Annotated in this window: 22 protein-coding genes; 14 read left to right on the top strand and 8 right to left on the bottom strand. The window is 65.5% G+C overall.

All coding sequences use genetic code 11. The features are described 5' to 3' along the window. Positions 1 to 7: 7 nt before the first annotated feature. Positions 8 to 1,063 (bottom strand): dTDP-glucose 4,6-dehydratase, encoded by a 1,056-nt coding sequence (gene rfbB, locus QE395_RS15695; protein WP_068849072.1) that lies wholly within the window; start codon positions 1,061 to 1,063, stop codon positions 8 to 10. 253 nt (positions 1,064 to 1,316) lie between these two features. Here rfbB and QE395_RS15700 point away from each other — a divergent pair, with 253 nt between their 5' ends. The 14 genes from QE395_RS15700 (at position 1,317) to QE395_RS15765 (ending at position 16,373) form a co-directional block, all read left to right on the top strand. Continuing rightward, positions 1,317 to 2,063 carry an electron transfer flavoprotein subunit beta/FixA family protein gene (locus tag QE395_RS15700; protein ID WP_095364251.1) on the top strand — a complete coding sequence of 249 codons (747 nt, stop codon included), beginning with the start codon at positions 1,317 to 1,319 and terminating at the stop codon, positions 2,061 to 2,063. Continuing rightward, positions 2,063 to 3,001 (top strand): electron transfer flavoprotein subunit alpha/FixB family protein, encoded by a 939-nt coding sequence (locus tag QE395_RS15705; protein WP_068849068.1) that lies wholly within the window; start codon positions 2,063 to 2,065, stop codon positions 2,999 to 3,001. The genes QE395_RS15700 and QE395_RS15705 overlap by 1 nt, the downstream gene beginning before the upstream one ends. Next, on the top strand, positions 3,002 to 3,970 hold the full coding sequence (locus QE395_RS15710) for a lysylphosphatidylglycerol synthase transmembrane domain-containing protein (RefSeq protein ID WP_068849067.1): 969 nt from the start codon (positions 3,002 to 3,004) through the stop codon (positions 3,968 to 3,970). A gap of 124 nt (positions 3,971 to 4,094) precedes the next feature. Beyond that, positions 4,095 to 5,513, top strand: coding sequence for a UbiA family prenyltransferase (locus QE395_RS15715; RefSeq protein ID WP_249833728.1), 1,419 nt, complete (start codon positions 4,095 to 4,097; stop codon positions 5,511 to 5,513). Further along, positions 5,510 to 6,817: an FAD-binding oxidoreductase gene (locus QE395_RS15720; protein ID WP_068849063.1), complete on the top strand. Its 1,308-nt coding sequence runs from the start codon at positions 5,510 to 5,512 to the stop codon at positions 6,815 to 6,817. Before QE395_RS15715 ends, QE395_RS15720 begins: the two co-directional genes overlap by 4 nt. A 2-nt stretch (positions 6,818 to 6,819) precedes the next feature. Continuing rightward, on the top strand, positions 6,820 to 7,551 hold the full coding sequence (locus QE395_RS15725; protein ID WP_095364253.1) for an SDR family oxidoreductase: 732 nt from the start codon (positions 6,820 to 6,822) through the stop codon (positions 7,549 to 7,551). A gap of 1 nt (position 7,552) precedes the next feature. Next, entirely contained in the window at positions 7,553 to 8,497 is a 945-nt protein-coding gene (locus tag QE395_RS15730; protein WP_068849060.1) for an NAD-dependent epimerase/dehydratase family protein, read from the top strand. A gap of 29 nt (positions 8,498 to 8,526) precedes the next feature. After that, positions 8,527 to 10,662, top strand: a complete 2,136-nt coding sequence (locus tag QE395_RS15735) for a hypothetical protein (protein WP_095364254.1) — start codon at positions 8,527 to 8,529, stop codon at positions 10,660 to 10,662. Between the two features lie 71 nt (positions 10,663 to 10,733). Beyond that, positions 10,734 to 12,020, top strand: coding sequence for an NAD(P)/FAD-dependent oxidoreductase (locus QE395_RS15740; RefSeq protein ID WP_095364255.1), 1,287 nt, complete (start codon positions 10,734 to 10,736; stop codon positions 12,018 to 12,020). Between the two features lie 5 nt (positions 12,021 to 12,025). Continuing rightward, positions 12,026 to 12,415, top strand: a complete 390-nt coding sequence (locus QE395_RS15745) for a GtrA family protein (protein ID WP_068849054.1) — start codon at positions 12,026 to 12,028, stop codon at positions 12,413 to 12,415. 25 nt (positions 12,416 to 12,440) lie between these two features. Then, entirely contained in the window at positions 12,441 to 13,559 is a 1,119-nt protein-coding gene (locus QE395_RS15750) for a glycosyltransferase (RefSeq protein ID WP_176472685.1), read from the top strand. Continuing rightward, positions 13,556 to 14,509 carry a lysylphosphatidylglycerol synthase domain-containing protein gene (locus QE395_RS15755; RefSeq protein ID WP_095364257.1) on the top strand — a complete coding sequence of 318 codons (954 nt, stop codon included), beginning with the start codon at positions 13,556 to 13,558 and terminating at the stop codon, positions 14,507 to 14,509. Before QE395_RS15750 ends, QE395_RS15755 begins: the two co-directional genes overlap by 4 nt. Positions 14,510 to 14,557: 48 nt before the next feature. Then, positions 14,558 to 15,337: a class I SAM-dependent methyltransferase gene (locus tag QE395_RS15760; RefSeq protein ID WP_306989891.1), complete on the top strand. Its 780-nt coding sequence runs from the start codon at positions 14,558 to 14,560 to the stop codon at positions 15,335 to 15,337. Between the two features lie 85 nt (positions 15,338 to 15,422). After that, entirely contained in the window at positions 15,423 to 16,373 is a 951-nt protein-coding gene (locus tag QE395_RS15765) for a glycosyltransferase family 2 protein (protein ID WP_249833723.1), read from the top strand. A gap of 11 nt (positions 16,374 to 16,384) precedes the next feature. On the opposite strand, the gene QE395_RS15770 is transcribed toward QE395_RS15765, so the two are convergent. From QE395_RS15770 to QE395_RS15800, 7 genes are all read right to left on the bottom strand, one after another. Further along, positions 16,385 to 18,871: a hypothetical protein gene (locus QE395_RS15770; protein WP_095364259.1), complete on the bottom strand. Its 2,487-nt coding sequence runs from the start codon at positions 18,869 to 18,871 to the stop codon at positions 16,385 to 16,387. A 45-nt stretch (positions 18,872 to 18,916) separates the two neighbouring features. Then, positions 18,917 to 20,056 (bottom strand): glycosyl transferase, encoded by a 1,140-nt coding sequence (locus tag QE395_RS15775; protein ID WP_141236281.1) that lies wholly within the window; start codon positions 20,054 to 20,056, stop codon positions 18,917 to 18,919. 5 nt (positions 20,057 to 20,061) lie between these two features. Beyond that, complete coding sequence (locus QE395_RS15780; RefSeq protein WP_068849040.1) at positions 20,062 to 20,928, bottom strand: hypothetical protein; 867 nt, start codon at positions 20,926 to 20,928, stop codon at positions 20,062 to 20,064. Next, positions 20,925 to 23,195: a glycosyltransferase gene (locus tag QE395_RS15785; RefSeq protein ID WP_306989892.1), complete on the bottom strand. Its 2,271-nt coding sequence runs from the start codon at positions 23,193 to 23,195 to the stop codon at positions 20,925 to 20,927. The genes QE395_RS15780 and QE395_RS15785 overlap by 4 nt, the downstream gene beginning before the upstream one ends. A gap of 229 nt (positions 23,196 to 23,424) precedes the next feature. After that, the gene (locus tag QE395_RS15790; RefSeq protein ID WP_306989893.1) at positions 23,425 to 24,048 is read right to left on the bottom strand and encodes a class I SAM-dependent methyltransferase; all 624 of its coding nucleotides are present in this window, start codon (positions 24,046 to 24,048) and stop codon (positions 23,425 to 23,427) included. Beyond that, on the bottom strand, positions 24,038 to 25,375 hold the full coding sequence (locus tag QE395_RS15795) for an ABC transporter ATP-binding protein (RefSeq protein WP_095364261.1): 1,338 nt from the start codon (positions 25,373 to 25,375) through the stop codon (positions 24,038 to 24,040). Before QE395_RS15795 ends, QE395_RS15790 begins: the two co-directional genes overlap by 11 nt. After that, positions 25,365 to 26,153 (bottom strand): ABC transporter permease, encoded by a 789-nt coding sequence (locus QE395_RS15800; RefSeq protein WP_068849034.1) that lies wholly within the window; start codon positions 26,151 to 26,153, stop codon positions 25,365 to 25,367. The genes QE395_RS15795 and QE395_RS15800 overlap by 11 nt, the downstream gene beginning before the upstream one ends. Positions 26,154 to 26,197: the final 44 nt, after the last annotated feature.

Here is a 26,197-nt window from a genome sequence, read left to right on the forward strand (position 1 = left end):
AATCCCTTTAGGCCGTGGTGCCGATACGCTGCAGGCGGTAGCTGCCATCGAGCACGCCGTTGACCCATTCCTGGTTGTCCAGGTACCAGTCCACCGTGAAGGCGATGCCCTGCTCGAAGGTGTATTCGGGCTCCCAGCCCAGCTGGTCTTTCAGCTTGGAGGCATCGATCGCATAGCGGCGGTCATGGCCGGGGCGGTCGGCAACGTAGGTGATCTGGCTGCTGCGCGGCTGGCCGTCCGCGCGCGGACGACGGGCATCGAGCAGCGCGCAGATCGCGTGCACCACTTCGATGTTTTCCTTCTCGGAATTGCCGCCCACGTTGTAGGTCTCACCCACCTGGCCCTTGGCCAGTACGGTACGGATCGCCTCGCAGTGGTCGGACACGAACAGCCAGTCGCGTACCTGCTTGCCGTCGCCGTATACCGGCAGGGGTTCGCCGGCCAGCGCCTTGGCGATCACCAGCGGGATGAGCTTTTCCGGGAAGTGGTACGGGCCGTAGTTGTTGGAGCAGTTGGTGGTCAGCACCGGCAGCCCGTAGGTGTGGTGGAACGCACGCACGAGGTGATCCGAAGCCGCCTTGGAGGCCGAGTACGGCGAGTTGGGCGCATACGGCGTGGTTTCGCTGAACTTGCCGGTCTCGCCCAGCGTGCCGTAGACCTCATCGGTGGACACGTGCAGGAAGCGGAACGCCTGGCCCTTGTCGGCCGGCAGCGCCTTCCAGTAGTCGCGCACGGCTTCGAGCAGGCCCAGCGTACCGACCACGTTGGTCTGGATGAAGGCACCGGGCCCGTCGATGGAGCGGTCCACGTGGCTTTCAGCGGCGAAATTCAGCACGGCGTCGGGCTGGTGTTCGGCCAGCAGGCGGGCCACCAGCGCCTGGTCGCCGATGTCGCCTTCAACGAAGACATGCGCGGGGTTGCCCTCCAGCGACGCCAGGGTCTTGAGATTGCCGGCATAGGTCAGCGCATCAAGGTTGATGACCCTGACACCTTTGGCGACCGCCTCGAGAACAAAGTTACCGCCGATGAAGCCGGCTCCGCCGGTGACAAGCCATGTGGGCACTACCCGTTCTCCTTTTTGGTTAGCTGGACAGGATACAACGCCGGACCTTTTACAGCGTCGCCCGAAGGTGAATGGGCCCGCGTCGTTTGTGCGGCGCAGCAATGGCCGGCACCCACCATACGCATTCGCATGGTTGGCCGGAGGCAGTTAGAATCGCGGTCCCACCCCCCGAACCGGTTGCTGTTTGCGGAACCGGACGTTCCCCCTGATTTTGAGCCGGCCAGCGGTCGGCACTACAAGGATCCCGCACCAGATGAAAATCCTCGTCGCGTACAAGCGCGTGGTGGACTACAACGTCCGCATTCAGGTCAAGCCGGACGGTTCCGGCGTGGTCACCGACGGCGTCAAGCTGTCCCCCAATCCGTTCGATGAAATCGCGCTGGAAGAAGCCCTGCGCCTGCGCGACAAGGGCATCGCCACCGAAGTGATCGTGGCCACCATCGCCCCGTCCGACGCCCAGGCGCACCTGCGCAACGGCCTGGCCATGGGCGCCAACCGCGCCATCCACGTGGTCACCGACCAGGCCATCCAGCCGCTGACGGCCGCGCGCACCCTGCTCAAGCTGGTGGAGAAGGAACAGCCGGACCTGGTGATCCTGGGCAAGCAGGCCATCGATGACGATGCCAACCAGACCGGCCAGATGCTGGCCACACTGTGGGGCCGCCCGCAGGCGACGTTCGCCAGCAAGCTGGACATCGCCGACGGCAAGGCCACGGTGACCCGCGAGGTCGACGCCGGCCTGGAAACGCTGGAAGTGGACCTGCCGGCCGTGGTCACCACCGACCTGCGCCTGAACGAGCCGCGCTTCATCAAGCTTCCCGACATCATGAAGGCCAAGGCCAAGCCGCTGGAAACGCTGCAGCTGGCCGACCTCGGGGTTGACGCCGCCGATACCTTCAAGACCACCCAGTACGCCGCGCCGTCCAAGCGCAGCAAGGGCGTGATGGTCAAGGACGCGGCCGAACTGGTTGCCGCACTCAAGCAGAAGGGGTTGCTGTAATGACCAAGATCCTCGTTGTTGCCGAACACCATGACGGCAAGCTCAACGCCGCCACCGCCAAGACCGTGAGCGCGGCCGCCGCCATCAGCGGCGCCAGCATCGACGTGCTGGTATTGGCTGCCGACCCGGCCGCCGTTGCGGCCCAGGCCGCCGGCCTGGCCGGCGTGGCCAAGGTACTGACCGTGGCCAACCCGGCCAATGCGCAGGCGCTGGCCCAGGTACTGGCCCCGCAGATCGCGCAGCTGGCCAAGGGCTATACCCACGTGTTCGGTCCCTCGACCACCTTCGGCAAGGACCTGATGCCGTGCGTGGCCGCCCTGCTGGGCGTGAACCAGGTTTCGGACCTGATGACGGTTGAAGGCAGCCACAGCTTCAAGCGCCCGATCTACGCGGGCAACGCGATCATCACCGTGGACGTGCCGACCGACCAGATCGTGGTCGCCACCGTGCGCGCGGCCTCCTGGCCGGAAGTCGCCAGCGGCGGCAGCGCCCCGGTGGAAGCGGCCAGCGTGGACGCGGCCCTGCCGACCCACACCCGTTTCGTCGGCCTGGCAGCCGGTGCCACCGACCGTCCGGACCTGCAGAGCGCCAGGCGCGTGGTCTCCGGTGGCCGTGGCGTGGGCTCGGAAGAGAACTTCAAGGTGATCTTCCAGCTGGCCGACAAGCTCGGGGCAGCCGTGGGTGCCTCGCGCGCGGCCGTGGACGCCGGCTATGTGCCCAGCGACCTGCAGGTCGGCCAGACCGGCAAGATCATCTCGCCGGAGCTGTACGTGGCGGTCGGCATCAGCGGTGCCATCCAGCACCTGACCGGGATCAAGGACGCCGGCACCATCGTGGCGATCAACAAGGACCCGGATTCGCCGATCTTCGAAATCGCCGACATCGGCCTGGTGGGTGATCTGTTCACCCTGCTGCCGGAGCTGGAAGCGGCGCTGTAAGTGACCGAGGGCACCTCCCCCGCTGCGCCCGCCCCGCCCCGTCGGGGCCGGGCACTGGGATGGTTGGCCGGCATCGCCAGTGTGTACCTGCTGGCGCTGTGGTACCTGGACCGCGACAAGCATGTGCTGTCGCGGCTGGGCGATCTGGCAGGCCCGCTGGCGGTCTGCGCGCTGCTGGTGTTGTGCAGCTACCTGCTGCGCTATCAGCGCTGGCATGTCCTGCTGCGCGTGCAGGGGCACCCGGTCGCTTCGTGGCGGGCGGGGCTGGTCGCCTATCTCGCCGGTTTTGCCTTCACCGCCTCGCCGGGCAAGGCCGGTGAGCTGCTGCGTATCCGCTATTTCTCGCGGCTGGGTATTCCATCGCGCGCCACGCTGGCTACGTTCGTGTATGAGCGCGGGCTGGACCTGGCCGTGATCACCCTGCTCGGCACCGGCGCAGCAGGCCTGGTGCCCCTGTTCGGTGCGCTGACCGGGATTGTCATGGTCCTGCTGGTGGGATTGTGTCTGCTGGCCGCCTGGCCGCGCCTGCAGGCGCTGGCGCGGGCGGTGATCGCGCGGCTTCCCGGGCCACGCGTACGCCAGCTGTGCGGGTTCCTGCTGGATGGGGTGTGTGGCCTGCGCCCGCTGCTGCGACCGGGCCTGACGCTTGCCAGCACCGCCTACGGTGCGGCGGCATGGTTGCTGACGGCTGCCGCGTTCGCCTGGCTCTGCCATTGCCTGGGGATCGCCCTGTCCTGGCAGCACGCGCTCGCTATTTACCCACTGGCGATGCTGGTGGGCGCCCTGTCCTTCGTGCCGGGGGGCGTGGGCACCACCGAAGCGGCCATCGTGCTCATGCTGACCAGCACCGGCGCCGGGCTGGAGGTCGCCGTGGCGGCGGCCATCGGGATCCGGTTGGCCAGCCTGTGGCTGGCCGTGGTGGTGGGAATGCTGGCCATGGGGAGCCTGGAGGCACGCCCGGACCCCTGAAGAGACGCGCATTCCCGGGCTTAAACCAACCAGATGCGACGCTATACTGTGCGGTCAATTTTCATGGATGAGACGCCATCGCCATGTACAGCCCCGGTTCGTTCGACGCAGGAGTCACCCCGTTTTGAAATCCCAGAACCGCGCACTCTGTGTCGACCTGGACGGCACCCTGCTCCGCTCCGACATCCTGTATGAATCGCTGCTGGCATTGCTGGCGCGCAATCCGCTGTACGTGTTCCTGCTGCCGTTCTGGCTGCTGGGTGGCAAGGCGGCGGTCAAGCGCCAGCTGGCCTCGCGTGTCCAGCTGCCCGCCGACACGCTGCCCTACGACGAGCGCGTGCTGGACATCCTGCGGACCACGACGCAGCGGCCGCGCGTTCTCTGCACCGCCTCGGACCAGCTGCTGGTCCAGCCGATCGCCGACCACCTGGGCCTGTTCGAGGAGGTGATCGCCAGCGACGGCCACACCAACCTGTCCGGCCACAACAAGGGCAAGGCACTGGCCGAGCGCTTCGGCGAACGCGGTTTCGACTACATGGGCAACGGCCGGGTCGACCTGCAGGTGTGGGCGCATGCTGGCGGCGCCATCGTGGTCAACAACGGCGAGCGCCTTGCGCGCGATGCTGCCCGCCACACCGAGGTGCTGGCCCACCTGCCCGCCCGCAACGGTGGCCTGCTGACCTGGATCAAGGCGCTGCGCATCTACCAGTGGCTGAAGAACCTGCTGGTGCTGGTGCCGCTGCTTACCGCGCACCGCTTCCTCGAACCGGCTGCGGTGCTCGATGCCGGCATCGCCTTCCTGGCATTCGGACTGTGCGCATCGGGTGTGTACCTGCTCAACGATCTGCTCGACCTGACCCCCGACCGCATGCACGCCCGGAAGCGCAAGCGGCCGTTCGCCGCCGGTACGCTGCCGCTGCTGCATGGCCTGCTGGTGGCGCCGCTGCTGACCGTACTCGGTTTCGCCCTGGCGTGGCTGTGCAGTCCGGCGTTTGCCGGCGTGCTGCTGTGCTACTACGTGATGACGCTGGCGTATTCGCTCAAGCTCAAGCGCATCGTGATGATCGATGTGGTGCTGCTGGCGGCGCTGTACACCGTGCGCATCATCGGCGGCACCGTCGCAATCGGGTCGGAGCTGTCGTTCTGGCTGCTGGCGTTCTCCATGTTCGTGTTCCTCAGCCTGGCCATGCTCAAGCGCTACACCGAGCTGGCCGCCGCCCTGGCCAGCGGCAAGGAGATGGCGATCGGCCGCGGCTACGCGGTGGCGGACCTGCCGCTGGTGCAATCGCTGGGTGCCGCAGCCGGCTACATCGGCGTGCTGGTGTTCGCGCTGTACATCAACAGCCCCGAAAGCCTGGAGCTGTACAGCAACCCCAAGGTGCTGTGGCTGCTCTGCCCGATGCTGTTGTACTGGATCAGCAGAATGTGGATCGTTTCCCACCGCGGCGACATGGATGACGACCCCATCGTTTTCGCTGCCATGGACCGGGTCAGCCAGGTGGTCATCGCCCTGTGCGTGGTCATCGTGCTCGCCGCGATATGAGTTCGGCACGCGGCCAGTCGTGGGGGCGCTATCCGCGCGCGCAGCAGACGCTGCTTGCGCTCAGCGACCGCGCCGCCGCCCTGCCGCCGGTGGCCGGCAGCATGTTGCCCCACGGCAATGGCCGCAGTTACGGCGACAGCTGCCTGAATCCGGGCGGCACGTTGTTGATGACGCGCGCACTGGACCGCTTCATCGCGTTCGATCCCGCCACCGGCGTGCTGCGCTGCGAGGCGGGCGTGACCCTTGCCGAGATCATCGAGCTGGCGCTGCCGGCCGGCTGGTTCCTGCCGGTCACCCCGGGTACGCGCTACGCGACCGTGGGCGGTGCGATCGGCAATGACGTGCATGGCAAGAACCATCACCGCGCCGGCAGCTTCGGCCACCACGTGCGCTGCCTGGAGCTGCTGCGCAGTGATGGTGCGCGGCAACAGCTGGATGCACACGACGCCAGCGGCCTGTTTGCGGCAACGATCGGCGGACTGGGCCTGACCGGCCTGGTCACCTGGGCCGAGCTGCAGCTGCGCCGCGTCCCCGGCCCGTGGATCGAGACCGAATCGATCCGCTTTGATGGGCTGGATGAATTCTTCGAGCTGTCGCGCCAATCGGCCCGCGACTTCGAATACACCGTCGCGTGGATCGACTGCCTGGCCAAGGGCAGGCAGCTGGGCCGCGGCCATTTCCTGCGCGGTGACCATGCCGCAGGCAACGCGCAGGCGGCCACGCCGCCAGGCGCGCCACGCCGCAGCATGCCGCTGGTGCCGCCGGTATCGCTGGTCAACCGGCTGACCCTGAAGCCGTTCAACACCCTCTACTACTGGCGGCAGCCCGCCCGGCGCAAGCGCCACGTCAGTCACTTCCAGAGCTACTTCTATCCGCTGGATGGCATCAACCACTGGAACCGCATGTACGGTCCGCGGGGGTTTCTGCAGCACCAGTGCGTATTGCCGCCCGAGGTCGCGCGCGATGCCACGGCGGCACTGCTGTCAGAGATATCGCGCAGCGGGCGCGGTTCGTTCCTGGCCGTGCTGAAGGAGTTCGGCAACCGTCCGTCGCCGGGCATGCTGTCCTTTCCACGCCCCGGCACCACGCTCGCGCTGGACTTCCCCAACGACGGCCCGGACGTGTTCCGGATGCTGGAGCGGCTGGACCGCATCGTCGCCGAGGCCGGTGGCGCGGTCTACCCGGCCAAGGATGCGCGCATGAGCGGAGCGCTGTTCCGCCAGGCCTATCCGCAGTGGCAGTCCTTTTCCCGATTCATCGATCCCCGTTTTTCATCCGGCTTCTGGAGCCGGGTCATGGAGTGAGCATGCAGAAGATCCTGATCATCGGTGCGACATCGGCGATCGCCGAAGCCGTCGCCCGCGTTTACGCCACACGCGCCGCGGCGGTGTTCCTGGTAGCACGCAATGCGGCCCGGCTGGACGTCATCGCCGACGATCTGCGCGTACGTGGCGCCCGGCAGGTGGATTCGGCCGTGCTGGACGTCAACGATCTCGGGGCCCACGCCGCCGTGCTGGATACCGCGTGGGCCGCGCTGGGTGGGATCGACACCGTGCTGATCGCGCATGGCACCCTGCCCGACCAGGCCGCCTGCGATGCCTCGGTCGACGTTGCGCTGCAGGAGTTCGCCACCAACGGCACTTCGACGATCGCGCTGGCGGCAGCACTCGCCCAGCGGCTGCAGAGCGGCTCGACCCTGGCCGTGATTTCCTCCGTCGCCGGTGACCGCGGCCGTGCCAGCAACTATCTGTACGGCAGTGCCAAGGCGGCGGTCAGCGCCTACCTGAGCGGGCTGGGACAGCGCCTGCGCGCCACCGGGATCAACGTACTGACGATCAAGCCCGGCTTCGTCGATACGCCGATGACCGCCGCGTTCAAGAAGGGCGCGCTGTGGGCCACCCCGGACAAGGTGGCCACCGGCATCGCCCGTGCGATCGACAAGCGCCGCCCGGTGGCTTACCTGCCGGGCTTCTGGTGGGCGATCATGTTCGTCATCAAGTCCATCCCTGAATTCGTATTCCGCAGGATCAAGCTCTGACATGACCGACAAACACGCCAAGATCGTCATTACCGGTGCGGCCGGGCTTGTCGGCCAGAACCTGATCGTCGAGCTCAAGCAGCAGGGTTACAGCCAGCTGGTGGCCATCGACAAGCACGCCCACAACCTGGCCATACTCCGCGAACTGCACCCGGACGTGCGCGCGGTCGACGCCGACCTCGCCCTGCCTGGCCCGTGGGCGGCCGAGTTCGAAGGCGCTGCCTGCGTCGTGCAGCTGCACGCGCAGATCACCGGCAAGACCAATGACCTGTTCGTGCGCAACAACATCACCGCCACCGGGCACGTTCTCGCCGCCACCCGGGCCGCCAACGTGCCCTACATGGTGCATATCAGCTCGTCGGTGGTGAACTCGGTGGCGGTGGACGACTACACCACCACCAAGCGCGACCAGGAAGCAATGGTGGTGTCCAGCGGACAGCGCCACTGCGTACTGCGGCCCACGCTCATGTTCGGCTGGTTCGACCCCAAGCACCTGGGCTGGCTGTCGCGCTTCATGGCACGCACGCCGGTGTTCCCGATTCCCGGCGATGGCAGGTTCATGCGCCAGCCGCTGTATGAGCGCGACTTCTGCCGCTGCATCGCCAGATGCATCGAGACCGAGCCGGACGGCAAGGTGTTCGACATCGTCGGCGACACCCGCGTGGACTACGTGGACATCATCCGGACCATCAAGCGGGTCAAGAACCTGCACACGCTGATCGTCCACATCCCGATCGGCTTCTTCGCCTTCCTGCTGCGCACGTTCGCCCTGTTCAGCGCCAAGCCGCCGTTCACCGCCGACCAGCTCAAGGCGCTCAGCGCCGGGGACGATTTCAAGGGCGTGGATACCGAGGCGGTGTTTGGCGTGCGCCAGACGCCGTTCGAAGAAGCCATCCGCGAGAGCTACACCGACCCGCGCTACAGCCATATCGTGCTGCGTCGTTGATGATGAACCATCCAGCAAAGGATAGTACGTTGAACCCAACCGCCTCCCCCCGCTTCACCCACCGCCTCAACGGGCTGCTCACCGTGGTGCTTGGGCTGCTGGCCATAGCATATGTGTGGCTGGCCGTGGTCGGAGCCAGGCAGAGCTACACGCCGGTGCCGCTCACCGACATGTGGGATGGCACGGTTGATTTCTATCGACGCGTGAGCGCGGGGGATGCCGGCATTTGGCTGGCCGGGCACAACGAACACCGCATCGTGCTCGCACGCGTGCTGTTCTGGCTGGACATGCGCCTGTTTGGCGGTAGTGCGGTCTTCCTCATTGTTGCCAACTATCTGCTGGTGGCCACCAGTGCGCTGGTCATGTGGCGGTTCCTGCGTGCCACGATGCCACGCCGCGAAGATGCGATGCTGCGCGCCGGCACCTTCCTGTTCCTGTTGGCCTGGCTGTTCAGCTGGTGTCAGGAAGGAAACCTGACATGGGGCTTCCAGAGCCAGTTCATCCTTGCCCAGCTGCTGCCGCTGGCCGCACTGCTGGCGCTGTACCACGCAGGCGTGTCGACCTCCTCCAGCCGACGCTGGTTCCTGTTGTCGGTGCTGCTGGGCGTTGCCTCGCTCGGCACCATGGCCAATGGCGTGCTCACCCTGCCGATCCTTGCCGCGTACGCGGCGATCACCCGGCAGGGGTGGCGCCGCTTCCTGGTGCTGGTGGGTCTGGCCCTGATCATGGGTGCCGCCTACCAGCGTGGCCTCGCCACCGGCGATGGTCCCTCGAAACTTGAGCTGCTGCGCCAGCAGCCCTACCAGTACGTGCGCTTCCTGCTGCTTTACCTGGGCAGCCCGTTCTACTACATCGCCCGCAACGTGACCCCGCACGCGCGGGAGGTTGCCGCAGCGATGGGCGCCCTGCTGGTCATCGGCTCCGCCCTGGCGGCGCTGGTCCACCTGCGCCGTCCGCAGGGTCGCCATGCGCAGTGGGCGCTGGTGATGTTCCTGGTCTTCATCGGTGGAACCGCAGCAGGCACGACGCTGGGACGCGCCGCCAGTGGTGAGATCCATGCCCTGGCCAGCCGCTACACCACCCCAGCGGTGATGGCCTGGGCCGCGCTGGCAATCTGGGTGGTGTCCTTTGTCGCCCTGCGCGGCCGCCGCTGGCATGCCGCCGTGCTTGTGCTGATGGCCGGCGCGCTGGGCGTGGGGATGATCGAACAGAAGCACGCCCTGGACGACCAGGCCGACAAGCACTACGAGCAGTCGCTCGCGGCCGTTGCGATGGGACTTGGCATTGCAGACGATGCGCAGGTACAGATCATTTTCCCCTTCACCGAGAACGCGCTTCGCCTGGCCCGCGACGCCGCCGCGGCAAACCTTTCAATCTTTACTGCCGCGCCGTGGCAGGCAACACCCACGGTGATCGGCAGCAGCGCACCCGCGCTGCCGGGCGTGGTGTGCCGGGGCAACATCGATGAATCCCGCGAAGCACCGTCCCAGCAGGACTACGTCAGGATCCGTGGCTGGCTGGACGGGCCTGCGCCGGACACCGAGGGCGGCGCGCTGCGCGTGGTTCGCGACGGCAAGGTGGTCGGCTACGGGTTGATCGGTCATTCGCGACCGGACGTCGCCGAAGTCACCGGCGCGGCAGCGGCCGCGCGCGCGGGCTTCGTTGCGTATGTCCCCCGCGACCAACTGGGCCACCCGCTGGTACTGCTGGGCGCCGGTTGCCAGCTGCCGGCGGTCGCTCCGGTCATGGCGTATCGGGAGACGGTGGAAGTGCCGGCGCCCGGCACGAAGATCATCACCGAAGCTGCCGTGACGCCGGGCCATCCGTGGTTGGGCAAGGATTTCCATGTCTCGTCCTACCCGGGCATGAAGATCATGGCCAGCCTGGTGCGAGGCGATTCGGACAAGGGCACGCTGCGCTTCACCGCACACCCCGGTGATGCGTTCTACTACCGTTCCGGGCCGACCGTCGGCCGCCAGGTGATCCAGCTTGACGATGGCCGGCTGGGCAGTGCCAAGCTGCCGCTGGCGGAACAGGAGTGGGTCCGCCTGTCGCTGGATGCGCCTTCGCTGCCGGAAACCTTCACCGTCACGCTGGTCGATGACGGTGACGGCTGGGGCGAATGGTCGGCCATTGCGGTGGTTGCAGCGGCACCGGCCAACTGAATGACGGTCGAGGCGACCGCCTTACATATTCACGGTGCCGCACCTGGCGACACCCTTACGAGGTACTGATCATGGGCAAGAAAGTTGCCGTCCTCGGCGCCGGTCCAATGGGCCTGGCTGTCGCTTACCAGCTGGCCCGGGATGGGCATCATCCGGTGATCTTCGAAGCTGACGACCGGGTGGGCGGCATGACCGCCTCGTTCGATTTCGGCGGCATGCAGATCGAGCGCTATTACCATTTCCATTGCATTTCCGATGCTGACTTCCTGGCCGTGCTCGGCGAGCTTGGCCTGGCGTCGCGCATGCGCTGGACCGAAACACGCATGGGCTACTGGTTCGGCAAGCAGTTGCAGGCCTGGGGAAACCCGGTGGCGCTGCTGCGCTTCAAGGGCCTGGGCTGGATCGCCAAGTTCCGCTACGGGCTCCACGCCTTCCTGTGCACCCGGCGCCAGGACTGGAAGCCGCTGGACCATGTCGAAGCCTCCGGCTGGATCCGGCGCTGGGTGGGTGCGGAAGCCTACGAGACCCTCTGGCGCAAACTGTTCGACTACAAGTTCTACCACTACGCAGACAACCTGTCGGCAGCGTGGATATGGAGCCGTATCCGCCGGATCGGGCGTTCCCGTTACAGCCTGATGCGCGAGAAGCTGGGCTATCTGGACGGCGGTTCGTCGACCCTGCTCGATGCCCTGCATGCGGATATCGTCAAGCACGGCGGCGAGGTGCGACTTTCCTCGCCCGTGCAGCGCATCGTCATCGAGGACGCGCGGGTGCAAGGGGTCCAGGTAAATGGCGAGGTACTGCCCTTCGACACCGTCGTCTCGACCGTGCCCCTGCCCTTCGTACCCCGGATCGCGCCCGATCTTCCTGCTCCGATCATCGCGCAGTTCGAGAAGCTGAAGAACATTGCAGTGGTCTGCGTGATCGCCAAGCTCCGCCGGCCCGTGTCGGCCAACTTCTGGGTGAACACCAACGACCCGGACATGGATATCCCGGGCATCGTGGAATACACCAACCTGCGCCCGATGGATGCCCACATCGTATACGTCCCGTTCTACATGCCGGGCGAGCATCCCAAGTACGCCGAACACAACGACGCGTTTGTCGACAAGGTGAAGCGCTACCTGCGCATGATCAACCCGGCGCTGGTGGAAGAGGACTTCATCGACGTCCGGGTCAGCCGTTACCGTCACGCCCAACCTATCTGCGATCCGGGCTACCTGGATGACCTGCCGCCGCGCAAACTGCCGGTTGCCGGTCTGTGGGTGGCAGATACGTCGCATTACTATCCGGAGGACCGGGGCATTTCCGAGAGCATCGGGTTCGGCCGGATGATGGCCCGGGAAGCAGTGGAGTAAGCGGCATGGTTTCCCGCCAGTTCATGATGTTCCTCCTGGTCGGTGGCGTGGCTGCGCTGGCCAACTTCCTGTCGCGCATCCTGTACAGCCACTGGCTGGATTTCACCCCGGCCATCGTCCTTGCCTACATTACCGGGATGGTGACAGCCTTCGTGCTGTCCAGGATGTTCGTGTTCAAGGAAAGCACCCGCCCCCTCCACCATTCGGCGTTCTACTTCGTACTGGTCAACCTGTTCGCCGTGGCCCAGACCTGGATCGTTTCCATGGTGCTGGCATTCCACGTGCTGCCGTGGCTGTCCATCGACGTCCTTCGGATGGAAATCGCCCATGCGGTCGGTGTCGTCGTTCCGGTGTTCTCAAGCTATGTCGGGCACAAGTACCTCTCCTTCCGCTGATCGCAGCCGCGCCGCCCGGCGGCGCGTGCTGCTGTGGGGAACGTACGATACCGGCAAGCCGCGCGTGCGCATCCTGGTTGACGGGATGCGCGGCAATGGGATCGAGGTCGATGAGATCCATGCCGATGTCTGGAGCCAGGTCAGCGACAAATCACAGCTGCGGGGCATGGCCGCACGCGTGGGCATCCTCTGCCGCATGCTGCGAGCGTATCCGGGGCTGATCTGGCGGCTGTTCCGCGCGGCAAGGCCGGACGTGGTGATGGTTTCCTATCCCGGCCCCCTCGACCTGCTGGTCGCGGGCGTGGCGGCGGCACGCTGGAAAGTGCCGCTGCATTTCGACGTCTTTGTATCGCTGTACGACACCATCGTGCGGGACCGCCGGCTGCTTTCCCCCGGTTCGGCCGCCGCACGCGTACTTCACCGCTTTGAAGGTTTCTGCCTGCGTCGTGCCGACCTGGCCTTCATGGATACCGAAACGCATGCCCGTCGAATCGAGTCGCTGTTCGCGCTTGCCGCTGGCAGCGTGGGCAGTGTGTGGGTCGGCGCCGAACTGGATCGGTTTCCAGCGCTGCCCCCGCGGCGCCGCCTGCCCGGCCAGCCGCTGAGGATGCTCTTCTATGGCCAGTTCATTCCACTTCACGGGCTGCCCACGATCATCGAAGCCGCGCGCCTGCTGCGCGATGCGCCGGTAGAGTGGATCATCGTGGGACACGGCCAGGAAACGGCACGCATCGACGCCATGCTCGAGGCCGATCCCTTGCCGCAGGTGCAACGCGTGCACTGGGTCGCCTATGAGCAGCTCATCGAGCAGATGACCGACGCAGACGTTTGCCTTGGGATATTCGGCACATCGGACAAAGCCGCAAGCGTCATACCCAACAAGCTCTTCCAGATCGTGGCCGCTGGCAAACCCTTCATCACCCGGGATTCGGCGGCGATCCGCGAGCTGTTCCCACACGCCCTGGCCGATGCGGTGCTGGTGCCGGCCGGCGATGCCGCTGCACTGGCCGATGCCGTGCTCGGCATGCAGCATCTGCACAGCGGGGCGAGCGCCCACGCGGATCTGCGTGACCGGATCGGGGCAGGAGCAGTGGGCGCGCAGTATCGTGCCCTCATTGACGGGTTGGACGTCTCCACCGGATGAAAAAGAACCTGCTGCGACTGCTGAATGTGCTGATCGGCACGGCTGCGGTGGCCGGCTTCTCGGCCTACGCCTGGCATGCCGCTGACGGCATCGACTGGACGCGGCTGGGAACGCCCTCTGCACTGCTGGGCATCCTGGCGGCGGGCGTGGCCTCGGCGCTGATCATTCCACTCAGCGCCTTTGCCTGGATGCGCATGCTGCGCTCCTGCGGCGTCCACCGTCCATGGGGCCAACTGGCCACCATCATGGGGCTGACCCAGCTGGGCAAATACCTGCCCGGCAACGTGGCACAGCACATCGGACGCCTGTCGATGTCGCTCAAGGCCGGTATTCCCGCCGTACCGTTTACCACGACCGTCGTATCGGAGAGCCTGCTTGCGATCCTTGCCGCCGTGTTCTTCGGTGCGCTTGCCTGCGCGCTGGGTGGCGCACAGGTGGTCGCGACCGGCGTGCTGGCAGACACCGCGCCTGAACACCTGCTGCCCCTGCTGCTGCTGGCCAGCATCGCACTCATCGGCATCGTGACTGCCAGCCCACGACTGATCAATCGCATCGCGGTGCGGCGCCTGGGCAGCGTCGGCGCGCCCGTTCCGGCGGCGCGCGCATTGATGCTTGCCTTCACCTGCTATGTCGGAAATTACCTCGTCCTGGCGGCGGGGATCTGGCTGCTGTCCCACCTTCTGCTGGAGAACCCGCCCTCGGCGTGGTTGCTCACCGGTGCATTCGCGCTGTCGTGGATCCTCGGCTTCCTGCTTCCCGGTGCTCCCGCCGGGTTGGGCGTGCGTGAGGCAGCAATGCTGGGTATCCTACAGGCCGCCGGCGGCGGGCCCGAGCTGTTGCCACTGGTCGTTGCCCTGCGCATGTCGACCATGCTGGGGGACCTGCTCTGCTTCGCCGTCGCGCTGCTGGCCGTACGGACCCTGCGTACACCCCCCGATGAGAACCCCTGACGAGTAGGGAGCAGCGCTGTGCAACTGGAACCAACCGGCGAACGGATGATGGTCGATGAATACCAGGCGACCGCCGAGGACCGACTGATCTACCATCTTCATGTCGAAACCTATCGGTTTGCCGAGGCATACACGCGCGGAAGGCGGGTGTTGGATTTCGGATGTGGCAGCGGCTACGGCTCGGCCATGATCGCCCGGTCGGCACTGCATGTCACCGGCGTGGATGTTGCCGCGGATGCGGTGGCGTATGCCGCCGAACGACATGGATCGGACAACCTGGACTTCCAGCACGTCACCGCCGACGGCGGACTGCCGTTTGCCGATGCCTCATTCGACACCGTGCTCTCGTTCCAGGTCTTCGAGCACGTCGAACATGAGCAGCGCTACCTGCAGGAGATTGCCCGCGTTCTCGTCCCGGGCGGAACCCTGTTGCTGGTGACGCCGGATCGTTCCACGCGGCTGCTTCCCCTGCAGCAGCCCTGGAACCGCTGGCACCTGCGCGAATACAGCGAGCGCTCGCTGCGACAGCAACTGGTCCAGCAGTTCGACGACGTGCGCATTCTCGGGATGGGCGGCGATGCCGCTACCATCGGCATTGAACTGCGCCGCTGCCGGCGGATGATGTGGCTCAGCCTGCCATTCACCCTGCCTTTCTACCCACGCGCCCTGCGCGTTGGCCTGCTCAACCTGGTGCACCGCTTCAAGGCACGACCGGCGGCTGGAACGCCGACCGATCCTGCCGTCTTCGCGCCGGGTCCGGTCCGCATCGCGGCAGGGTTGTCGCCCTCGCTCAACCTGGTGGCGGTCGTCCGCAAACGCCAGGCCTGATCACGATGCACCCTGCACCTCCCTCCGACATGGCACTCACCCGATGAAACTTCACACTGCAGCCCCTGGGGCACTCCGGAAGAAGGTGCTCGTCATCCAGATTCCCTGCCTCAACGAAGCAGCCACCCTGAAGATTGCCATCGATGCACTTCCGCGTCAGGTGCCGGGCTTTGACGAGGTCAAGATCCTCATCATCGATGACGGGTCCACCGATGGCACCTCCGAGCTGGCGCTGCGTCTGGGCGTGGACCATATCGTGCGCCACCCCGTGAACCGTGGCCTGGCCACCGCCTTCATGTCCGGACTTGAGGCGGCGTTGTGCCTGGGCGCCGATGTGATCGTCAACACCGATGCGGACAACCAGTACTGCGCCGACGACATTCCGCTGCTGACCCAGCCCATCCTCGAGCACCGCGCCGACATGGTGATCGGCGCGCGTCCCATCGATGAGACCGAGCACTTCTCGTTGATCAAGAAGAAGCTGCAGCGAATCGGCAGCTGGGCGGTACGCATGGCCAGCCAGACCGATGTGCATGACGCACCCAGCGGGTTCCGCGCGATCTCGCGCGAGGCAGCGATCCGTATCAACGTCTTCGGCGGCTACACCTACACGCTGGAAACGATCATCCAGGCAGGCCTCAGCGGCCTTGTGGTGGCGTCGGTTCCGATCCGGACCAATGCAGACCTGCGCCCCTCCCGACTGGTCAAGAGCATCGCGTCGTACGTGGTGCGTTCACTGGTCACCATCGCCCGGGTACTGATGATTTACCGCCCGTTGCTGGTGTTTTCCCTGCTCGGTGCGGTTCCGCTTCTGCTGGGACTGGTCGGCGGCCTGCGCTTTGCCTGGTTCTACGCCATCGGCGAAGGCGGCGGCCATGTCCAGTCCGTAGTGTTCAGCGCGTTCTGCCTGACACTGGCCGCCATCATGTTCACCATCGGGTTGATCTCCGACCTGATAGCGACCAACCGCAAGCTGTCCGAGCGTATCCTGCGCCACGTCCGCCAGGTCGAACACCGGCTGGAACAACTGGAGTAGCCCGCCGGCGATCAGGCGCCCGGTGCACTACCCGTGTCGGCATGCCGTCGCCGCCGAAGACCCAGCATCACGGCGACCAGCAGCAGGACCGATCCCAGCATGATCCAGCCGCCGACGATCAACGCACGCGGCTGGTAGCGCGCCGTGATGACAGCGCCGGGTTGAACGGCAATCGCCGGCAACGTGCCGAAGTACTGCTGCGGTTGAGCCCGGTTGCCGTCCACGGAAAATTCCCACGATTCGGATGCCGCCATCGGCAGTACGACGTATCCGGATCGGCTGCCGGTGTAGTGCAGGGTCCATCCGTCCGAGAAGTTGCCCTGCACCCGTACCGCTTCGGCAGCGTGCGCCGCAGGCGCTTGATCCAGCGAATCCAGGAAATAGGCACCGGCTGGGGCATCCCTGTTTTCCAGCAGTACCAGGCCTGGCGCCTGCGCTGCCACCGCCCAGCCTGCAAGCCCGGGGCCCTCGGGCAGTATCCGCAGGATGAGGCACCCTGGCGCACGCGCAGGCTCGACCTGCAACGCGCAGTTGGCGGCCCCGCCAGGCCGGTACCAGGCCGTGATGTTTTCGTTGGCAGCCGCGCCCTCATGACGGAGGGTCAGCACAACGCGCTGCTGCGCAGGCGTTACCGCCGGGGCGAAATGAAAACGCGCCATCTCCCCGTCCACGATCGAACCGGCCGGCAGGGTGGCTTCTGCAAGGACCGAGCCCGGTTTCTCCGGATCGCGCATGCTCAAGGTCACGCTGCCATGCAGGCCACTGCCGCCGTAGGTGGCCAGGCGCAGCTCGACATCGGACAGGGTGAAGTGGGCAGGCAGGTCCACGGACTGGCTCCACGCAGCGGTTCCCAGCGCGGGCAGGGCCTCCATGGGCGCAGGCCCGGCCGGATACTCCGGCACCCACGCCTGGGCCAGCAGCCGCTCGTCGCCCAGCACGTACTTCACGGCCATGGCGCGTATGGCCGGGCTGTCCAGCTGGATGGCATCGGCGCCGATGATGGACGCCGTAGGCGTGGTGAACGGGTCGCGCACCGCCTGTGCCAGCAACCGTTTCACGGCGGCGGTCTTGAAGCCATGCCCATACCATTCCGGCACGCCATAGGCCCCGAGCGTCCCGCTGACGAGGTAATTCCCGTCCGCAATGACGTAGGTGAACGGCGGGAGGTCGGCCTGCACCTGGGCAATCTGCCGGGTGGGCGGGAACATCAACGCGGCCGGCACGGGTCCGTTGAAGCGGCGGAACATCGTGCCGAGGTCCACCACCTGCACCGCCAGCAGCGGGACGGTCAGCAGCAGCGCCATCCAGGGGCGCTGGATCCGGCGCAGCAGCAAGGCCAGTGCGCTTGCGGCCAGCGCGGCCAACGCGATATCCAGCAGCAGGATGCCGCGCGCCCAGCCATTGCCACCCAGCCCCGGAACCCAGCCGAGCCATGCGGGCGGAATGAGCTGGAACACCAGCACCGATGAGATCGCCAGCAGCAGGCTGGCCAGTACCAGCACCGGCTCGAGCCGACGGGGCCTGATCCAGCGGAGCAGTGCGGCCGCCGCCAGCAGCAGGCCGAGGCCGCCCACGTACATGTGCGATTCGACCTGCGGGCTCTGGCGGGCGATGTGCGGCAGCAGCCGCACCGCGTCGGTCAGCAGCCGCAGCGGGCTGCCCCCCGTCCGCGCGGCAGTGTCGATGTGGGCCAGCCACGTGGCCAGGGCAATCAGGGGAATGGCCGCAAGGCCAGCACCCAGCGCAAGCGCGCCGAACATGCCAGCCAGGCGACGGTTGCCCGGCTGGGGCGCCATCCGCCACAACACCAGTGCGTACAGCACTGCCGCGCCGAGGCCGAGCTGCGCCACGAATGGAAATCCGCCGAGCAGCAACAAGGTGGTGAGCAGGGTCATCGCCGCAAAGCGCCATGCGCCCGGGCGTTTCCACCAGCCTTCCACCGACCACAGCAACCAGCACACCCACACCGAGGTACTCATGTGTGGCCAGTAGAGCCAAGCGGCATGGAAACCGCACAGCATCACCGTGACGCCGCCAAACAGGGCGGGCAGCGTACCCAGCGACCGCCGCAGCCACAACCATGCGCCGAGGCCAGCCATGACCAGATTGAACAGGGTGGCGAAGTAGAAGCCGCTGGACGCACTGGGCGCGGCAGCGAAAATCGCGAACGCCGGAGTCAGTTGCGAACTTGCCAGGTTGTGGATGCCGGGCTCACCACCGCCGGGCAATGGGTTCCACAGGGGAACCCGCCCCTGCCGAAGTTCGCCACGGGCGAACATCCAACGCGGCACCATGGCATCGAGAACGTCGGTCCGCTCGCCGTTGCGAACCTCTACCGGACCGTGTTCCTGCGACCACCCCTTGGAGGCAACCAGCAGATCGTAGGGTCCCACGGTCTGCTGCGCGAAGGGGTTGGCGCCCAGCACGGCCATCCCGACCGCAACGAAAAAGGCGATGGCGGCCGCCACGCCCCAGCAGCGCCGCTGCCTGTCGGTCATGCTCCAGCGTCCCCCATCCATTGCCTGCCCCCCGGCCGCCACCACTCAGCCGCGGAGTCGCCGGATCACCGATGCGGGAACCACGGCGCGGACCAGCGACGCCAACCCCGGGCTGCGGCGGACGAAGCGTTCCAATGCGGAGTACGACGGATTCAGCGCGATCTCATCCGGCGCCGAATCGAAGTGGGCGATCACCGCTTCATACTGGTCGTACGGGTGCGGAATCATCCGCTTCAGCGCCGGCTGGCTGCGGTAGTAACGGCGCCAATCGGCCGGGATCTTCCTGCCGTTGGCGAACACACCGTACTTGTCCGGCAGGCCAGCGGGATTCTTCAACCGCTCCAGCTCGCTGGAGTACCACCGGGTCATTTCCAGCAGCGTGGCGTTGCCGGCATCGTGCTTGCCGAGCATGTGCTCATGCGTGCCGATGTCGAAGCCGGAGAAGTGGTAGAAGCGCAGCGGGTGGCTTCCGTTGACCACGATCGTGCCATCGGCGCGGGTGCTGACCTGGCGGTAGTACAGGTTCCAGGTGGCCACGTTGTACGACGGGACACGCATGATGCCCAGCGTCTGGAAGAAGCACGGCGCCAGGTCGACCCACTTCTGGTCGGTGAACAGGCCACGCTGGTTGTCGTCGAAGCAGTAATCGCGGCAGCGGTCCTGCCACCACTGCAGGAATGCCGGGCCTTCACCCACGCGCGTCAGCGCCAGGAAGCCCAGGTTGAACACGCCATGGCGCAGGCAACCCAGCATTTCACCGTCGTGCAGGTCGTCGGTGTCCACGGCGGGAACCGATACATGGGGCGTGAGGATGATCGGATGCGTGACCATCTGCTGCTCCAGCTCTTCCATGCGCGCGTACAGCACGGTGTCTGGATCCTGGTAGACGACGTTGGCGAACCCGTACTGCTTGAACAGATGCGAGAAGGCAAACGGCTTGACCGCCGTGCACAGCTCCACCACGGTGTGGTCGAACAACCACGACTGCAGGTCGCCCACCCCTTCCACCACGTCTTCGGGGGTAAGGACAATGTCGAAGTCCGAATAGTCCAGCGCCGGATCCTTGTGGTCGCTCAACATCAGGGCCATTTTGGCCTCAGGGTGATGGCGGCGCACGGAGGCGGCAAGAATGCGCGCCTTGGGCAGGTAGCCATTGTTGATGGACGTGAAAATACATTCGATCATGGTGGTCACTTCTTCATAGTGTCGCGAAGGCGGCGCACCAGCGGCAGCAGGCCGGTGGCGCCAAGAGTGGTCCGGACGGTATTGCGCCACGCCGGGGAGCCCACTGGCATGGACTGGCCACGGAGCTCGCTGATTGTACGCTTGAGCGCGGCGATTTCATGCTGCAGCTCGGTGTTCTGCTTCTTCAGCAGGACCGGATCGGTGATGCTCCACTGGCTGGAGATGCCGGCCACGGCACGCTGGTAGAACCGGTCCTCCTCGCTCATCACGGAGGTGTCCTGGTACCAGGGAAGGTGCAGTGCCGAATAGGGAGGCGCTGCCCGGATCGATCGCCACCAGCGCTCCTCCGAGCAGTCCACGCCCGGCCGATACAACGCGAAGGTGGTGTCCAGGGCGCTCTCGTAGTTGCCGTCATCGAGGAGATTCACCCAGAACGGCGCCTCCCACTCCAGCACTTCCTGTTTGAATGCATAGTGGTCGGGAAGATCGTTGATCCGCAGCGACAGGCCAGCCTTGGTATGGCGCGGGTAGCGTTCCAGCATCTCGTCGAGATGGCTGGTGATGTCGGCAGGGCAATCGTCGGCGGGAACCACGTCGCTGTCATTGAGGATGAACTTCTCACGCTCGATGATCTTCTGGAACCGACCCGACTTCCACAAAGCCAGGTGGCCAAGGTTTTCGGTCAAGCGCACGACATTGTGCGGCGACTGCCCGAGATAATCCTTCAGGGGCTCGTAGGTCGACGCATTGTCAATAATGGTGATGTTCTGGAAATCCAGCGACTCCAGTCGATCGATCACCTGGCGGATATAGGCCACCCGGTTGAACGAGATAATGAAGACCGGCACGGTCTTGTTGCACAGCGAACTCATACGTCAACTCCATAGACGTCATATCCATCAGCCAGCACCAGGGCGCCCAGCAGGCGCTCCATGATGTGCTCCAGCCCTCCTTCAACTTCCCGGCTATCCAGACTGAACTCGTCAAGGCTGAGCCGGTCCAGCAGCGGCCTGAGCACCGAACTGCGTACCCAGAACATCGTTCCCGCTACGAACGGCAGGCCCTGGGGCACGCCGAACCTTTCATACACTGCCTGGCTGAGGGCGGCATTGGCATCACCGACATTGGTGATGAATGGACGCGCGCCGACCATGCCGATCGCCGGATCATCATTGAACAGCTTGAGAATCGTATTGATCTGCCATGCGCTGCCGGCGAGCGGCTGGATCAGCTCACGCCGCCATTGCTCACCATCGCGGATTTCGGTACCAAACAATGCGGAAATAGCCTGGAAATATGTCTCGGCATTATGACTCTTCTTGGAGTGCAGTTTCAGCACAAGATCCGAATCCAGCAGGGCGCCTTGCTGAATGGCCGCGACCAGTCCGCCGACGTCCTTGCCGCGATTGGGTACGACCAGCACGCGCAGGTCGATACCCCGGTCCACAATGGGGACCAGTGCCTGGGCCATGTCCTCCCGGCTCCACGGCCCGGTGATCACAACCCGCTCCAGACCCGGAATGCGAAGCGCATCGGCGATCAGCTCCGGCGCAAGATCCAGATAATAGACATGCAGGTGCGCGGCGATTCTCGGCTCCATCGGGGCCATCGGCATCGGGTCGCGGGGAAGCACGCGCACGCTGCCCACCGGCATGCCGCCCGAGAGGAAATTGATGGATTCATTGATCCGGCGCTGGCTGCGCACTGCGCGCATGACCCGCTGGATGAAGGCGCGCGATCGACTGTCAGGCGGCCGACCGACCCGGTCGCGCCCCTCCAGGTGATCCAGCATCCGCACTTCACGGCACCGGGCCTGGTCGCGCTGCACCCGCGCGTGGATGCCCGACGCATAGGACCGCTGCAGCTGCGCCTGCACTTCGAGGCTCTCGACCACCACGGCCCGCAGCTCCCGTCCAGCCGCTTCGCGCTGCTCCAGCAGCGCCTGCTCCGAGCGCTCGCGCTGGCTCGTCAGTTCCCGCTCGGCGTGCTCGCGCTGGCTGGCCAGTTCGCCTTCGGCATGCTCGCGTTGGCTGGCCAGCTCGCCTTCGGTGCGCTCACGCAGGGCGGCCAGTTCGCGCTCGGACTGCTCCCGCAGCGCCTGCTCCTGGAGCTCACTCTGCTGCTCCTTGGCCAGGATTTCCGCCTGGAGCGCTGCCTGGGTGCTGGCGGCGCCCGCTTCGCATGCCTGCAGCTCCGCCCGGTACTGTGCCTGCACCCGTTTGGCTTCGGCGCGCTCGGCCTCGACCATCTCCTGGCGCTGGTTGATCAGCGCAGCCAGGCCGTCGCGATCTTCTTCCACGGCCTCGAACGAAGCACGATAGTTGCGGATCTGCCCCTGCAGGTAGCGGCGCAGCAGCCGGTCGTGCCGGTGGTGGCTCAGCAGCAGGCTTTCCGGGGCGCGCAGGCGGCGCCTGTATACCTGCCGGGTGATCAGCTGCGCTTCGACCGCCGCGCCGGGCATGCCGCTCAGGATCGCGTTGTTGCCGTGCAGGCGATAGCGAAGCAGACGCTCGTCGACGAACCCGACGCGCACGCCCTTTTCGTCTACGCAGCGCAGCACATAATCCCAGTCCAGGTTGTAACGGAAACGATGGAACGTTCCCACCTTCGTCAGGAGCTCTCGACGGAACAGGAAATTGGACGTTGAAACGGTCAGGTTGCCGTACAGCAGTCCATCGGCCACACCATGCGTCCGCACGCGCTCGCGCATGCGTTCGGTGCTGAAGTTCCACCAATGCGCCGCATCGTTGATCTCGGCACCGTCGGCATCGATCAGCTGGGAGTCGCTGAACAGGAAGTTGTCACCGCTTTCTTCCGCGGCCGCCAGCATCCGCTTCAGGCGGCTGGGATGCCAGATGTCATCCGAATTGAGAATGGCCAGCCACGGGGCGGTGGCCCGCGAGAGCCCATGGTTGATCGCCGAATGCGAACCGCCATTGGGCTGGGTGTGCACGCTGACGCGTGCATCTTCCGCTGCCAACCGCTGCATGCGTTCCACCGAGTCATCCGATGAGCCGTCATCGATGACGATCAGTTCAACCTGCACGTCCTCCTGGGACAGCACCGAACGCGCCGCTTCTTCGATGAAGCGGGCGTGGTTGTACGAGGGAATGATGACGCTAACGTCGGGAGCCGGCATAAGGAATTCCGAGAACGCTGGATCAGGAGGGGTCATTCATGTCTGGTCATCGGCGGGACGCCCGCGGCGATGGCCACCGGCGTCCGGCTTCAGCAGGCGGCGGCCGCGTCGCGCCAGGCTTGCAGTGCCGCTTCATCTGGAACGTCGAGAATCCTCGGCGCCGCGCTTACGCGCGCCTTCAGCACATACTGGAAAACGTTCGCCGTGGGGTGTCCGTTGAAAAGGACCCTCAAAGAGGAGGCTCCGGAAGCACCTGCCAGTACTCGGTGAACTGCTCGTGCCAGCCGCCGGCATCCACCGTTTCGCGATGGGTGACCTCCAGACCGACGCGATTGAGCATGCGCTCCATCGAATTCCAGGTGAAGAAACGCAGGTGCGTCTCGTCCAGCAGGCCCGTAGGCGTGTAATCGAACCGCCCGGCAAGAAGCGCGGCAATGATGCCGGCATGCCCGGCATTGGGGAAGGAAATGACCACCTGTCCGCCCGGTGCCAGCATCGGAACCAGCTGGCGCAGCGTTTCTTCCGGATCCCGCAGGTGCTCGATCACGTCGGCCGAGACGATGACATCATAGGCATCGGCAACTGCCGCCTGCCACTGCTGATCCTCAAGGTTGCCTACGTACAGGCGGTCCAGCCACGGCCGCGCGCGTTCGGCGCTGGCGGCGTCGATCTCCACGCCCGTCACCCGGCACCGCTGGGCCTGGCTGAGCTGCCGGGAAATCACGCCGTAGCCGCACCCCAGCTCCAGTACCCGGTGGTCCACACCGACCAGCCTGGCGATCCGCGCGGCGGTACTCCCACCATCGGGGTCGAAGGCGTAATCATACGGCGACTGCCGTTCTTCAATGCTCATCGGAGCCCACCTCGATACCGATCTCAAGCATCGGAACACCGACCAGGCCGGTCGAGACGCTGGTGGAAACCGAGCGCACGATCAGCACATCGTGGCCCCAGTACAACTGCTGGTGGTCCACCTGGGTGCCGCTGGCAATGGCCACGTCGAAAGCGTAGTCGCCCACCGGCAGCACCGGCATCGGGAAAGTGAACACGGCGCGGAAGACCTGGTCGCGGTTGACGCCCGGAGGCGAATCCAGGTAGGTCAGGTAGGTGTTGTCGCCGAACAGGGTCTGGCCATGCTTGTCCTTGAGGAAGAAGCCGACAATCGGCTGGGCGATCTCGGCGCTCGCCCGCGCCTGGATGACCAGCGAAACCATCTCCCCACCCACCACCCACGACAGCGGGCGCTGCTCGCTGTCCTCCAGCACTACCTGGGTCAACTTCACGCCGCCGACGCCGAACGAGGCGCCCTGCGGATCGAAGTGGAAGACCTGGATGTCATTTCGCAGGCCACTGGCATTGATCATGCTCTTGCGCTGGTCACGCCAATCGGCGGCGCCGAGCACATCGCGCACGGCGTGGTCGGCAGCCGGCGCGGCCTGGGACTGGTTGAACAGCGAGGCCAGGTACTTTTCGGTAACGGATTTGGCATCACCAATGGCCATCACGTGGCCGTGGTCGATCCACATGGCCTGGTCGCAAAGGCTTCGCACCGCGCCGCTGTCGTGGCTGACGAAGACCAGGGTGCCACGCGCCTTGAATTCGCGCAGCCAGCGCATGCACTTCTGGGTGAACTGCGCGTCGCCCACCGCCAGCGCCTCGTCGATGACCAGGATGTCGGCGTCGACATGGGTGATGACGGAGAAGGCCAGGCGCACGAACATGCCGCTGGAGTAGGTCTTGACCGGCCGATCGATGAACTCGCCGATTTCCGCGAACTCGATGATCGAAGGCAACCGCTCGGTGATCTCCGCCGTGGTCAGGCCATAGATACCACCGCTGAGGATCGCATTCTGGCGCCCGGTGAATTCCGGATTGAAGCCGGCACCCAGCTCCAGCAGCGCGGCCACCTTGCCGGTCCTCTCCACCGTGCCGGTGGTCGCCTCAAGCGTCCCACAGACAATCTGCAGCAGGGTCGACTTGCCCGAGCCGTTCTTGCCGATCACGCCGAAGGTGGTGCCTTTGGCGATCGCGAAATCGACGTTCTGCAGGGCCCAGAATTCGCGGTACAGGCGCTTGCGCGAGCCAAGCACCGACTGCCACAAGCGGTGAACCGGCTTGTCGTACATGTGGTAGCACTTGGATACGCCGCTGGCGCGGATCGAGATTTCTTCAGAGGACATCAGCAAAGCCTCCGCGCGCCTTCTGGAAGAAGGAATAACCCGACACCGCAGCCAGGATCGCCACGCCCAGGTAGATCGACAGCAGCCCGAAGTCCGGCGTTTCGCCGAACATCAAGGCACCCCGGCTTTCCTGCATCGGAATGGTGAGTGGATTGAACATCACCCATGTCTGTACCGCCTTGGGCAATGCCGTGATCTGGTAGAACAGCGGGGAAAGGAACATGAAGGCACTGATCAGCAAGGTGACCATCTGGTTGATGTCGCGGATATAGGTGCCCAGCGCGGCAAGGAACCACGCAGCGCCCAGCGTGAACAGAACCAGCGGGGCCATGATCACCGGAATCCACAAGCCCTCCCAGTGCAGCGGGGCCTTGAGGATGAACGCGACCACGATCAACACCAGGAACGCGATGACGGCATTGAAGAGCGCCGTTGCCAACGTGACCGCAGGCAGCACCTCAAGCGGAAAGACCACCTTCTTCACATAGTTCGCGTTCGCCAGGATCAACGTCGGCGCACGCGTGATGCACTCTGCGAACGTGTTGAACACGATCAGACCAATGAACAGGGCGATGGTGAAATTGCCCTGGATATGATCGCCCGAGGACCAGCGGCTCTTGAACAACGTGCCAAACACGAATGAATACAGGGTCAACAGAAGCAGGTTCTGGATGACATACCACGAAAGGCCGCCATACGACCCCTTGAAGCGCGACGCGACCTCACGCTTTGAAAGCGCCCAGAAAAGCTCCAGGCTCCTGAGCAATGCACCCGTCATCAGATTCCAACTCCCATATCCTGATTCAACACGCTTACCGACGT

Source organism: Stenotrophomonas sp. SORGH_AS_0282 (assembly GCF_030818125.1).
Taxonomy (GTDB): Bacteria; Pseudomonadota; Gammaproteobacteria; order Xanthomonadales; family Xanthomonadaceae; genus Stenotrophomonas; species Stenotrophomonas rhizophila_A.

Excerpts from the sequence above, each read along its gene's own strand:
- QE395_RS15700 (WP_095364251.1), top strand. The coding sequence starts at position 1,317 with ATGAAAATCCTCGTCGCGTACAAGCGCGTGGTGGACTACAACGTCCGC.
- QE395_RS15705 (WP_068849068.1), top strand. The coding sequence starts at position 2,063 with ATGACCAAGATCCTCGTTGTTGCCGAACACCATGACGGCAAGCTCAAC.
- QE395_RS15720 (WP_068849063.1), top strand. The coding sequence starts at position 5,510 with ATGAGTTCGGCACGCGGCCAGTCGTGGGGGCGCTATCCGCGCGCGCAG.
- QE395_RS15725 (WP_095364253.1), top strand. The coding sequence starts at position 6,820 with ATGCAGAAGATCCTGATCATCGGTGCGACATCGGCGATCGCCGAAGCC.
- QE395_RS15730 (WP_068849060.1), top strand. The coding sequence starts at position 7,553 with ATGACCGACAAACACGCCAAGATCGTCATTACCGGTGCGGCCGGGCTT.
- QE395_RS15740 (WP_095364255.1), top strand. The coding sequence starts at position 10,734 with ATGGGCAAGAAAGTTGCCGTCCTCGGCGCCGGTCCAATGGGCCTGGCT.
- QE395_RS15745 (WP_068849054.1), top strand. The coding sequence starts at position 12,026 with ATGGTTTCCCGCCAGTTCATGATGTTCCTCCTGGTCGGTGGCGTGGCT.
- QE395_RS15755 (WP_095364257.1), top strand. The coding sequence starts at position 13,556 with ATGAAAAAGAACCTGCTGCGACTGCTGAATGTGCTGATCGGCACGGCT.
- QE395_RS15760 (WP_306989891.1), top strand. The coding sequence starts at position 14,558 with ATGGTCGATGAATACCAGGCGACCGCCGAGGACCGACTGATCTACCAT.
- QE395_RS15770 (WP_095364259.1), bottom strand. The coding sequence starts at position 18,871 with ATGACCGACAGGCAGCGGCGCTGCTGGGGCGTGGCGGCCGCCATCGCC.
- QE395_RS15775 (WP_141236281.1), bottom strand. The coding sequence starts at position 20,056 with ATGATCGAATGTATTTTCACGTCCATCAACAATGGCTACCTGCCCAAG.
- QE395_RS15780 (WP_068849040.1), bottom strand. The coding sequence starts at position 20,928 with ATGAGTTCGCTGTGCAACAAGACCGTGCCGGTCTTCATTATCTCGTTC.
- QE395_RS15785 (WP_306989892.1), bottom strand. The coding sequence starts at position 23,195 with ATGCCGGCTCCCGACGTTAGCGTCATCATTCCCTCGTACAACCACGCC.
- QE395_RS15790 (WP_306989893.1), bottom strand. The coding sequence starts at position 24,048 with ATGAGCATTGAAGAACGGCAGTCGCCGTATGATTACGCCTTCGACCCC.
- QE395_RS15795 (WP_095364261.1), bottom strand. The coding sequence starts at position 25,375 with ATGTCCTCTGAAGAAATCTCGATCCGCGCCAGCGGCGTATCCAAGTGC.
- QE395_RS15800 (WP_068849034.1), bottom strand. The coding sequence starts at position 26,153 with ATGACGGGTGCATTGCTCAGGAGCCTGGAGCTTTTCTGGGCGCTTTCA.